This is a genomic window from Myroides injenensis M09-0166, assembly GCF_000246945.1.
GTDB classification, from domain to species: Bacteria; Bacteroidota; Bacteroidia; order Flavobacteriales; family Flavobacteriaceae; genus Flavobacterium; species Flavobacterium injenense.
Genome location: NZ_BAEX01000094.1, coordinates 1 through 12511, shown reverse-complemented (window position 1 = coordinate 12511; position 12511 = coordinate 1). Strand labels below are relative to the sequence as shown.

Here is a 12511-nt window from a genome sequence, read left to right as displayed (position 1 = left end):
AAACCTTTATTTAAACACTCTCACTTAATAAAGACTAGCTTCATCTAATTGGTTCATTTCTTCCGCAGTTAATTGTAATCCTACAGCATTTATTAAGCTTTTTAATTGACTAGAACTAGTCACACTAACGATTGGTGTAGTAATCTCAGGCTTCTGTACCTGCCAAGCAATCGCAACTTCAGCCATTGTAGCATTATGATGTTTAGCAACAACTTCTAATGTATCAAGAATTCTAACTCCTTTGTCATTCAAATACCCTTTTACCATATCTTTTCGTGAGCTATTTTCTAAATCACTTTGCGTTCTGTATTTCCCACTTAAAAAACCACTTGCTAAGGCAAAATAGCTCATTACAGCTAATTCCTCTTCTTTCACTAATGGTAGATACTCTTTCTCAAACTTCTCTCTGTCGTACAAATTATATAGGGGTTGAATAGCTACATATTTACTCCACCCTCTTTCTTGTGCAATAAGATTAGCTGACTTAATACGATCTGCTTCCAAATTAGAAGCTCCTAGATAACGTACTTTCCCTTCCTTAATTAATTGATTATATACTTCCATTGTCTCTTCCTGATCTGTATTCAAATCATCATAATGAGAAAAATTTAAGTCAATAAAATCAGTATTAAGACGCTTTAAGGAAGCTTCTACGCATTGACGTATATATTCAGCTTTTAACCCACTAGTTCCATCACCCATCGTTCCACCAACCTTAGTAGACAAGACAATACCATTTCTTTTCTTAGTTTCTTTGAACCATTTACCGATTATTGCTTCTGACTCCCCACCTACATTACCAGGCACCCAATGCGAGTAATTATTAGCCGTATCAATAAATGTTAAGCCATTATCATATAACTCATCCAACATTCTAAAAGATGCTTTCTCATCCAATGTCCATCCAAATACATTACCACCAAAAGACAGCGCAGGTACTTCTAACTCAGTTGTTCCAAATTTATATTTTTTCATAATGAATCTAATTTTAATTAAGACTACTAAGTTAAAGGTATAAAAAAAAATCTATCTCAATTGAATGCTAATAAAACCATAAAAAAAAAGCGACTGTCTATTCGACAGTCGCTTTCTATATATAAAAAATAACTTTCTTAAAAATACTCCTTAGAAATTATAACGTAAAGTTACGTTCCATGTTCTACCATTTCCGAAGAAAACTTCGTTATTTGTATCTACACCTTTCCAAGTTTTACCACTTGATTTAGCATCTCCTGAATGAATGTTAGTTCTAGAGTATGAAATGTAAGTTGTATCAAAAACGTTGTTTACGTTAACACGCATTGAAACACTGTTTTTCTTATCTTTTCCAACTTCCATTTTGTATGATAAACCTGCATCAAATAGATTAAATGCTGGCAATGAGATAGAACCTTTATGATCTTTATCACTAAAATCAGTTGGATTAATAGCTGCATAGAACTTATCGTTATAACGATAATTAGCATCTATTTTTAATCCTTTAACAATTTCGTAAGCAGCACCTAAATTCACAATAAATTGAGGAGCATCACCAACTTTTGCACCATCTAAATACAATGTTTTTCTCATTGGATTCTGAGTAGTTGGATCAAGAATAGGAGCATTAGTTTGTTCATCTAAGAAATCCGCACTAACGTTACCTTTATATTTCCAATCTCCCCATGAGAATGACCCTGTAATATCAAGTTTATCTACTGGATTATAAACGAAATCAACCTCTGCACCAATATGTACTTGTTCAATTCCGTATAAGTTAGCATAACCTGCTGTTTGTGCAGCACCTCCAGTACCTACATTAAAGATATCTCTTTCAAATATTCTTTGAATTCTATCTTTCCATGAAGTTCTATACAAGTTAACATTAGCCTTGAAGTTTTCAAGTCTTAACCCATAACCTAATTCAATACCAACGATTTTCTCATTTTTTAAATTAGGGTTGATATCATTACTATTATTGATATACACACCATTATTCATAAATGGTTGACGAGAGAAATATCCAGAATTCACAAACACGTTGTGGTGTTCATTGATATTATAGTTTAATCCACCTTTAATACTTCCTCCTGATAAACTTTTCCAAGAAGTTTTGTATTTACTTGCTCCCTCTGGTGTATTTCTATTGTAAGTCATATAATCAATACGTCTAAACCATTGATTAGATATAGACCCTTGAGCAAACACAGTTAGATTATCTTTAGAGTATTCTACTTGACCAAATCCTCCTAACCATTTAACGTTACCATCGTTATCATAAGCAACTTTTTCTCTATTTGACCAGTCAACCCAAGGATTTGCAGGCGCTTTACTAGTGTAAGTTTCTGTGATAATTCTACTTCCAGCAGTTTTATGTTTATCATCGATATAACCAGCAGAACCAAGTAAATCATCTAAAACTTGGAAGTGATATCCCACATAAGTACGTGCATCAACACCAATATCAAAATTCCAGTTCTCATTTACTTTAGCGTTTAAATTCATTACTGTACCATACCAGTCATGTGAATTTATACTAGCTCTACGAACTAGTCCATTATTTGTAGTAGAATAATAGTCACCATCAGTCATTTTCTTATTAGCTCCAAAGTCAGAAACTTGTTTACCAGAGTTCCATGCAGCAATATCATCAAAACGAATATGACCATTAGCATCTTTAAACTTAGCATTTCTTTGATCTAAACCATTGATTTTACCAATAGCACCATTTCCTCCTCCACGTCCCCATGAAGCATAAGCTACAGTGTTTAAAGTAAAGATATCATTAATCTTGTAATCCCAGTTTAATGATGCAATTGGTTTATTATAGAAGTTTCTAGCCATAGAATACTTTTCACCATTATACATACCGAAATCAGCATTGTATTTTTTATTAGGTTTATCATTATTACTATACTTGATAAAATCTTCTATCGTTGAGTTTGTACTTCTTTGATTATGCCATTGATTAGCACCTGTAAAAGTAAATTGCACATTGTGACGGCTATCTTTTGAACGGTAACCTAAACCTAAGAAATAACTTGTACTTTCAAAGTTTGTACCTTCTACATATCCATCACCTCTTGTATAAGACATTAAGATAGATGCAGATAATCCGTTATCTAAGATTCCAGTATTATATGAAGCAGAACCTTTGAAGTAATCATTGTTTCCAACACCAGCAGATAAAGATCCACCAGCTTTCATATCTGAAGTACGAGTAAGAATATTCATTGTACCTCCTACTGATGAAATAGCAATCTTAGAAGACCCTAAACCTCTTTGCACTTGTACTGCAGAAGCGATATCTGATGCTCCAGCCCAGTTAGACCAATAAACTGATCCACCTTCCATATCATTAACAGGCATACCATTAATTAATACAGCAATGTTTTTTTGATCAAATCCACGGATATTCATTTTAGCATCTCCAAATCCTCCACCACCTTGAGAAGTGAACACAGAAGGAGTTGTGTTTAAAATTTCAGGAAACTCTTGAGCACCAAGTTTTTCTTGAATTTCTGAAGCTTTAATTGTCGAAACAGCCACTGGCGTTTTACGATCTTTTGCTACGTCAGCCACACCCATAATAACGATGTCATCTAACATATTTTCATCAGCATTTAGGATAATAGTTCCTAAGTTTGCTTTCTTATCAACCACTGTGTAAGTGACAGTTTTCGATTGATAACCTATAAAAGAGATTACAATCTCTCCTTTATCTTTCGAAACATTCAATTCGAACTCTCCGCTTATACCGGTAGAAGTACCATTTTGTGTTCCCTTAACTATTACTGTTGCCCCAGGTAATCCCGATTGAAATTCATGGTCAACAACTGTACCAGTTACTTTGTTTTGTGAAAATGCAGACGCTGACGTAATTATCATTACGAACAACAGCACCCAGTTCTTCATTTTTTTCATTGTAAAAGTGTAAGTGATAAATTATTTTCGAAGCAAATGTACAAAAACAAACATTTTTAATGTTATGCAAACATTAAAATTTAACTTACACTACTATTTTGAATCTTTCTAAAAAACTATTTGTTTAAATAATAATTCAATAAAAAGCTAGTTGAAGCATCATGATTCGCAATATTCTTGGTTTTTATTTCATTTTGTATATTCTTTGCTAACACTTTTCCGTATTCAACACCAAACTGATCGAAGCTAAAAATATTCCAAATTATTCCTTGAACGAACGTCTTATGTTCATAAAGTGCGATTAAACTACCAAGGCTTTCTGGGGTTAGTTTATCTACTAAAATCGTATTTGAAGGTTTATTACCTTCAAAATCTCTAAAGTTTTTAAGCATTTCGATCTCACCTTCCTCAAAAACCTCACCTCTTTTACCATTTAATAAAGCTTCAGATTGCCCAAAGAAATTAGACATCAAAATATCATGGTTATGTTCACAATTATAAAACGGCTTTACAAAACCAATGAAATCAACTGGAACAACTTTCGTTCCTTGATGAAATAACTGAAAGAAAGCATGTTGAGCAGATACTCCTACTTCTCCCCATATTAATGTTCCTGTTTGATAATTGACAGGATACCCCTCTCTATTTTTATCCTTACCATTGCTCTCCATTATCATCTGCTGTAAATGAGCAGGCAACTTATTTAGTAATTCACTATATGGAACAACAGCTTCTGTTTCGTATCCATAAAAGTTATTATACCATATACTCAATAATGCTAATACAACAGGTATATTTTGTTCAAAAGGTGTCTTTCTAAAATGTTGATCCATTTCATAAGCCCCTTTTAATAATTTTTCAAAATTGTCATATCCGATAGCTAATGCTATAGACAAACCAACAGAACTCCACAATGAAAATCTACCTCCAACATAATCCCACATCGGAAAAATATTAGATTCTTTAACTCCAAAAGAGATTGCTTTTGGAACATTGGCTGTTATACCAACTAAATGTTGGCTTAAGGCTTCCTTATCTAAATTCAACCATTTTACAATATGATGGGCATTCGCAATTGTCTCTTGTGTAGTAAATGTTTTTGAAACAATAAGAACTAAAGTTTTCTTAGGATCAAGTTTTCTAAGAGTCGCAAAAAGATAATCATCATCAACATTAGAAATATAGTGAATATTCAAATCGTTTCTATAGTTCACTAATGCTTCCACAACCATTTTTGGTCCTAGATCAGATCCACCTATTCCTATATTAATGATATCTGTAAATTTTTCACCTGACGAACTTACATAAGAACCATTAAGTACAGCCTCTGTGAAATCTTTCATTTTATCGCGAGTAGCACGTACCTCTTTAAGTACATCTACTCCATCTACCTCAATAGTAGAACCATCATCTGAAAAATCCCTAAGGGCAGTATGCAAAACTGCTCTATTCTCAGTGACATTTATTTTTTTGCCACAGAACATACTTTCTATTGCGTATCCTAAATCGACTTCTTTAGCTAGATCGACTAAATACTCTATTGTTTCTGTGGTGATTTTATTCTTTGAATAGTCAAGTAATAAAGAGCCCCAATTAATATGCATTTGTTCTGCTCTATCAGCATTGGACTCAAACAATTTCTGCATTTGTACAAACTCCATATCTGCAAAATGCTTACGCAAATTCTGCCAAGCATTTGTTCTAGATGGATTCACATTCTTCAACATGGACTTATTCTTGTGAAAATTTATCTTTAATAACTTTATCTAACTCTGCCTTTAACGGGCTAATATGTTCTTTGTACAAAGGTATGTCTTTTTTATCCATTGGTTCAGAATTTGGTAAAACTTGTGAAAGAGGATCCACCTGAACACCATTCTTCCAGAATCTATAACAAACGTGTGGACCAGTAGCTAAACCTGTACTACCAACTAAACCAATAGTCTGTCCTTGTTCAACATACTGTCCTGTTTTTACTAATATTTTTGACATATGTAGGTATTGAGTTGAGTAAGTACCATTATGTCTAACCTTTACATAATTACCATTACCTGCCGTATATCCAGCTCTCTCTACTACTCCTGAAGCAGTTGACATAATTGGTGTTCCAGTTGGCGCAGCATAATCAGTCCCATTATGCGACTTCCAACGTTTTTGAACTGGGTGAAAACGATTTTTTGAATAACGAGAAGTAATTCTAAAGAACTTTAATGGTGCTTTTAAGAACATACTCTTCATAGGTCTAGCCTCTTCATCGTAATAATCGACACCTTTTGCTCCAGGACGTTTATAAGGAAATGAGTATAAATCCTTACCTCGATATCTAAAGTAAGCAGCATCAATTTTAGAGATACCGACATAAATTGTATCGTTAATGTATTTTTCTTCAATTGTTACAGCAAATCTGTCCTCTGGTTGCAATTTAAAAAAGTCAATAGACCATGCAAAAATCTGAGACATTCTAGTTGCTAATGATTGATCCACTCCTGCTTTACTCAAGCTCAAAGATAAGGAACCATCAATTGTAGCTGCAACTGTTCTTCTTTTTATCGTAACTGGGTAAGTTTTAGTATAAGCATGAATAGAATCACGCAAATCGATAACTTGATATCCTGTAATATTTGGATGATAGATAAAAGCTGCTAATTTGTCAGGTGTAGCTTTCGCTTTTATCAACGTATATGGTTGGCCTACTCTAATATTGCGAACATTAAAAGTATCTTTTACTTTAGTCACAATATTGTGTACCTCTGTAGCAGTTACATTATTATTCCCAAAGATTTTCCCTAAATTATCTCCACTGCGAATAGTATCATCAATAACAACATAATCTTTTAAATTAAAGCCATATAACTCCGCTACTTTCTCCTCAGTATGGTCTTCTATATTATCTTCTACAACAATTGTATCTTCATTCTTATTTTTACAAGAAAATAACATCATCCCTACTAATAAACCATATATAATTTGCTTCAAACCTTTACTTTTTTTATATAACTAAACAACTTGTTTTTTTCCCCAATTTTCTTTTTCTTCTGTACTCCATAATGCAGGAAAAAATATCCTTTTTTGATATTCTGGTAACATATACTTTTTCCAATCACTTCCTCCTGTTGCCTCCTTAGTACCTTCTGGCCCTTCCAAATACTTAAGAGCAGTTTCGTAATGCCCCATTACCCAAGTAATATTTACTGTTTTATCATAATGACGCATTGCCTGAATTAATTGTTCATTCTCCTGTTCTTTCTTAGGCAACTCAACAAATTTCTGCCATAAATTTGTTTTTTCATAATCTTTCATGGCATTAATAAAAACTTTCTTGTATTTTTTTTCAAACTCACTAAGCAAATAAGACTTATTACCTGTTGCATAATCTTTGCCTGCTGCCTGCCAATACATTTTATCTAACGCTTCATCAAGCGAAATATTCTCTGAAATATGACTTTTAAACCTCGCATCGATAAGATTTATCCAATCTGTAGATGCAAATTCAATAATGCGATATTGTGCACTTTGGAAACCACTTGCGGGAGCAAGGGTGTTTCTAAACTTTAAATACTGTTCTCTGTCCATACCATCTTTCATGATTACAAACGAAGAAGTCAACATATCAAAATAGCTAGAGATACGATTTAATCGCTCAGTAAAAAATAATACATCTATATTATCTCGCTCTGCTATTTGATCTATTTCCCACAATATCATCTTAAAAAGCAACTCATTAATCTGATGATAGCCTATAAAAACCATTTCATCCTTTAATGTAGTTCGCTGAGTTTGTAGAGCCAACAAGGCATCTACTTGTATATAATCCCAATAAGTTAATGGCTTAGCATACAACAATCCCTCCAAATGAGTTTCTGTCTTTTGAGCAATAGCATCAAACTTAGTTCTTATCTCCCCTAAAATCTTTTCCTCCATACTTTATTTTGTAAAAACCATATCAGTAACCAAACCTTCGTATTCTTCTAAGTCAGCTTTCAATGATCCAACAGCTAAACTAGCTTTTATTCGCAAAGGCACTTTATTGGAATCAGAAGATACCCAAACAGTTAAACTTTCCTTTTCCTTAAAAACACGCCCAGCCATTACATAAGGTCTAAACTTCATTGATTTAATACGTCCAAACTTAGACTTTAAAACTTCTTCTCCCAAATATTTTAATTTAAAACGAAAGACTTCTCCATCAAAAAACATATCAATTTCAATAGATTCACCAACTTTTAATTCATTAAGCTTTGGGTATTTTCGTAAATAGTAAAAAGCCGAAACTATATCTTGAACATCTTTAACTATATCAAATTCCTTTGTAGTATCTTTTTCATAGTCTTTGACTTTAACCTTCTTTTTCTTGTAATCAAAAAAACCTTCTTGATTCTTGGTATAGCCTCCCTCATCAATCTTACGAATAAATCTATGTGGAATGACACTATTTTTCTCAAAATAGCTTTGATAATCATCGTAAACTTTAAAAAACAATTTAGGAACGCCAGTAGTATAACCTATACCTTTTGCATGATAAACCGGAATACCGTTTTCTATAGTATCAGATAATTCAAGAGTAGCAATACCTGCATTTAATACTCCGTAAGTAATACGAAACTTAAGGTATTCTCCTGATTTAAAAGCCTTTGTAGAAGTCTGAGCGTACAATGTACCGCTAAGACAAAGACCTATTAGTAGAAATAGTGTTATAATTCTTTTCATAAAGTTGTTTTTTTATATCAAAAATAGTAAACAAAAAAACCCAGCCAAACAAATGACTGAGTTTTTATGCTATTAACCAACCAAAAAACTATAAATTATGAAAAATTTATTACACTCAAATAAAGCTTATGACGACCTTATTTTTGCGAGTGCAAATGTATAGCTTTTTCAATACAAAAACCAACAATAGTTATTTTTAACTATTGTTTAACTTTTACACAATTAAATGGTTGACTTTTTACATTTTAATTAACTGAATATTAAAGCGTTCCTCTCTTTTCCTGTTCCCTTTCGATTGACTCAAAAAGTGCTTTAAAGTTACCTGCACCAAAGCCTCTAGCCCCCATTCTCTGGATAATTTCAAAGAAAAGTGTAGGTCTATCTTCTACTGGCTTCGTAAATATCTGTAGTAAATATCCCTCTTCATCAGCATCGATCATGATACCTAACTTTTGTAATTCAGAAATATCCTCTTTCATCATCTCCATATGATCACCTAGACGTGAAGGTATCGCATCATAATATGCTGTAGGAGGTGCAGACAAGAACTCTACTCCTCTCTTCTTCATTTCGCCAACAGTATAAATAATATCATCTGTTGCTACTGCAATATGTTGCACTCCTGCACCATTATAAAAGTCTAAATACTCCTCTATCTGAGATCGCTTCATCCCTTCGGCAGGTTCATTAATTGGAAATTTAATACGTCCATTACCATTAGACATCACCTTACTCATTAATGCAGAATACTCTGTATTAATCTGTTTATCATCAAATGATAGGAAATTCACAAATCCCATTACTTCTTCATACCATTTTACCCATGTATTCATTTGATTCCATCCCACATTACCTACCATATGGTCAACATATTTTAGACCAACTGGCGTAGGGTTATAATCGCTTTCCCATTTAACAAAACCAGGTAAAAACACCCCATTATAATTCTTGCGTTCCACAAACATATGCACTGTCTCGCCATAGGTGTAGATTCCAGCACGCACAGTTTCACCAAACTCATCTTTTTCAACAATTGGTTCCATATAAGATTTAGCTCCTCTTTGCGTAGTTTCTTTATAGGCTTGTCTTGCATCATCTACCCATAATGCTACAACTTTAACAGCATCACCATGTTGTACAATATGATCATTTAATGGCGATTCAGCAGTCAGAGGTGTCGTAAGTACAATTCTAATTTTATCTTGTACTAAAACATAAGAGGCTCTGTCGCGAACTCCAGTTTCTAATCCAGCATAAGCTAAGGACTGAAAACCAAAAGCAGTTTTGTAAAAGTGGGCAGCTTGTTTTGCATTCCCAACAATAAATTCAACATAATCAGTTCCTAATAAAGGGAGAAAATCTTTAGCCCCTTCAAATATCTTTTCTAAGCCAAACTCTACTGATTTAACTTCTTTGCTCATAATATATAGTTTTTTGGTTGTAGTTTATTAGTTATTTTCTGGATCTAACCAGGACTTGTAATACTGCTCATCAGCAATCTTCATTGCTTCTTCCGTTAACATCAATGGTTTAAAAGTATCCACCATGACTGCCAATTCTTCCGTCTTTTCTTTACCTATTGAACGTTCTACCGCTCCTGGGTGTGGACCATGAGGAATACCTGCAGGATGTAATGAAATATGCCCTGCCTCTATATCATTGCGACTCATAAAATCCCCATCTACGTAATACAACACCTCATCACTATCAATATTACTGTGATTATACGGTGCTGGAATAGACTCAGGATGATAATCATATAGCCTAGGTACAAATGAACAGACTACAAAAGCATCTGTTTCAAAAGTTTGATGCACAGGAGGTGGTTGGTGAATTCTTCCTGTGATAGGTTCAAAGTCGTGTATAGAAAAAGCATATGGATAATTATATCCATCGTAACCTACGACATCAAAAGGATGCGTTGCATAAATCATATCGAATATCTCATCTTGCTTGCGCACTTTGATTAAGAAATCACCTTTCTCATCATGAGTTTCTAGGTGATCAGGTCTTCTTATATCTCGCTCACAAAATGGCGAGTGCTCTAAGAGCTGCCCAAACCAGTTGCGATAACGTTTTGGCGTATAAATAGGTCTTCGCGACTCCACAATAAAAAGTCTATTATTCTCGTCATCGAAGTCCATTTTATAAATCACACCTCTCGGGATCAGTAAATAATCTCCATAAGAAAACTTTAAATTTCCTAACATAGTACGCAAAGTACCGCTTCCCTTATGGATAAATATTAACTCATCTGCATCGGTATTTTTATAGAAATAATCATCAGTAGATTTTTTAGGAGCAGCTAATACAATGGTACAGTCACTATTGGTAAGAACTGCTTTTCTGCTTTCTAAAAAATCCTCTTCTGGAGAAACCTGAAAACCTCTTAATCGATAAGATTGGATATTATTTGCTTTGGCTATTTTAGGAGCGACACTATATTGTCCTAAAATTCTCTTTACCTGAGTAGGTCTGTGTTCATGATACATATTAGTGGACATACCATCAAAACCAATGGTTCCAAACAATTGCTCATAGTACAAATCACCATTTTCTTTTCTAAAAATGGTATGACGTTTAGGGGGTATATTCCCTAACTGGTGATATAAAGGCATAATTACTTATATGTTTTTTGGTTGGTAATAATATATAATAAGTAAGTTGTTTCTCATTCAGGATCTCTCTTGATAAGAAACTTTAAATAAGCCAATAAACCGTACCATTGCGTATTCATATATCACAAATATCTAAATAAAATTATATTATCCAATTTTTAAACCAAAATTTATTACATTATCTATAACTAAACACAGTTAAAAGAATAAACCTATAAAGCCTTGTTATAATCTTATTAATCTTAAATAAATAATCCCATAACTATCAAGATAACCAATTAATTTAAGATTTAAGAAACTATACAATCTTATGCTTAGACAACTAAAGATGATGAATATTGATACCACATTCTTCGCACCATGATACCACAATGATGCCGCTATATTATGTACTTTTTGCGGCATCATAGCGGTATCATAGCGGCATCACTGCGGTATCATTACCCAAAGTACATTTACATTTAACGCATTGATGCAATTAAAAAGAATCAGGCTTGAATTCTGTAAATTCTGAATCAACTAGAAAACTTAGCTAAAAATAAATTATATGAAAAAGATTTTATTACTTGCTATGGTTGCTTTATTGTCTGTAAGTACTATTAGTTGTTCTAGTGACGATAATTCGTCAACTAATTATAAATCAAATATTTTAGGTACTTGGATAGATTCAAAAATTTTCTTTTTAGATAAAAATAAAAAGGTAATTGGTGAAGTAAATGCCGATGATAATGATGCTTGTGGTATTGATGAAAGGGAATTCAAAGAGAATGTAGTTAATTATACGTATTTTTACAGATTCATAGCTGGTTCTATTAATGAGTGCAAAACTGAGACTGGAACAGATAAATATAGTATTAAAGGAAATAAGTTAATTATTGAATCAGAAGATGATGGCGAAAGATATATTGAAGAAGCAGAAATAATTGAATTAAACGCTAATAAGTTTGTTTTTTTACTTCTAGAGAAGTTAGATGAAGAAGATATAGATGGGGAAGATTTTCCTGAAGGAACTACTTATTTAAAATTCGAATACGTACGAAAATAATTAAATTATTGATTAACATTGTTTAAAGAGCTATTTAGTTTAAACTAAGTAGCTCTTTAAATTTTTTAGTATTTAATTCAAGTACGACTTTTAAGATTAATCTACTAAAAAATAAAATGAAAACAGTAAATTTCCTATTATCAATATTTCCTATTAAAGAGAAATTAGTAGCCGTTTATTCACTTAAATAAAAGAAACTATTACCAAATGTTCCATCTCCTACAGCAGATATAAAACAAGG

9 protein-coding genes are annotated in these 12511 nt (G+C 32.9%); 1 reads left to right on the top strand and 8 read right to left on the bottom strand.

All coding sequences use genetic code 11. The features are described from left to right. Positions 1 to 24: 24 nt before the first annotated feature. From RH98_RS13145 to RH98_RS13110, 8 genes are all read right to left on the bottom strand, one after another. Positions 25 to 975 (bottom strand): aldo/keto reductase, encoded by a 951-nt coding sequence (locus RH98_RS13145; protein WP_010255720.1) that lies wholly within the window; start codon positions 973 to 975, stop codon positions 25 to 27. Between the two features lie 150 nt (positions 976 to 1125). After that, on the bottom strand, positions 1126 to 3900 hold the full coding sequence (locus RH98_RS13140; RefSeq protein ID WP_010255717.1) for a TonB-dependent receptor: 2775 nt from the start codon (positions 3898 to 3900) through the stop codon (positions 1126 to 1128). Between the two features lie 116 nt (positions 3901 to 4016). After that, entirely contained in the window at positions 4017 to 5627 is a 1611-nt protein-coding gene (gene pgi / locus RH98_RS13135; RefSeq protein WP_010255715.1) for a glucose-6-phosphate isomerase, read from the bottom strand. A 4-nt stretch (positions 5628 to 5631) separates the two neighbouring features. Next, positions 5632 to 6876: a M23 family metallopeptidase gene (locus RH98_RS13130; RefSeq protein WP_010255712.1), complete on the bottom strand. Its 1245-nt coding sequence runs from the start codon at positions 6874 to 6876 to the stop codon at positions 5632 to 5634. Positions 6877 to 6897: 21 nt separating this feature from the next. Further along, positions 6898 to 7821: a tryptophan 2,3-dioxygenase family protein gene (locus RH98_RS13125; RefSeq protein WP_010255710.1), complete on the bottom strand. Its 924-nt coding sequence runs from the start codon at positions 7819 to 7821 to the stop codon at positions 6898 to 6900. A gap of 3 nt (positions 7822 to 7824) precedes the next feature. Beyond that, on the bottom strand, positions 7825 to 8607 hold the full coding sequence (locus RH98_RS13120) for a DUF3108 domain-containing protein (RefSeq protein WP_010255707.1): 783 nt from the start codon (positions 8605 to 8607) through the stop codon (positions 7825 to 7827). Between the two features lie 260 nt (positions 8608 to 8867). Beyond that, positions 8868 to 10028 (bottom strand): 4-hydroxyphenylpyruvate dioxygenase, encoded by a 1161-nt coding sequence (hppD, locus tag RH98_RS13115; protein WP_010255704.1) that lies wholly within the window; start codon positions 10026 to 10028, stop codon positions 8868 to 8870. 27 nt (positions 10029 to 10055) lie between these two features. Beyond that, positions 10056 to 11225 carry a homogentisate 1,2-dioxygenase gene (locus tag RH98_RS13110; RefSeq protein WP_010255702.1) on the bottom strand — a complete coding sequence of 390 codons (1170 nt, stop codon included), beginning with the start codon at positions 11223 to 11225 and terminating at the stop codon, positions 10056 to 10058. Between the two features lie 547 nt (positions 11226 to 11772). On the opposite strand from RH98_RS13110, the gene RH98_RS13105 reads away from it, so the two are divergent. After that, complete coding sequence (locus RH98_RS13105) at positions 11773 to 12270, top strand: lipocalin-like domain-containing protein (RefSeq protein WP_010255700.1); 498 nt, start codon at positions 11773 to 11775, stop codon at positions 12268 to 12270. Positions 12271 to 12511: the final 241 nt, after the last annotated feature.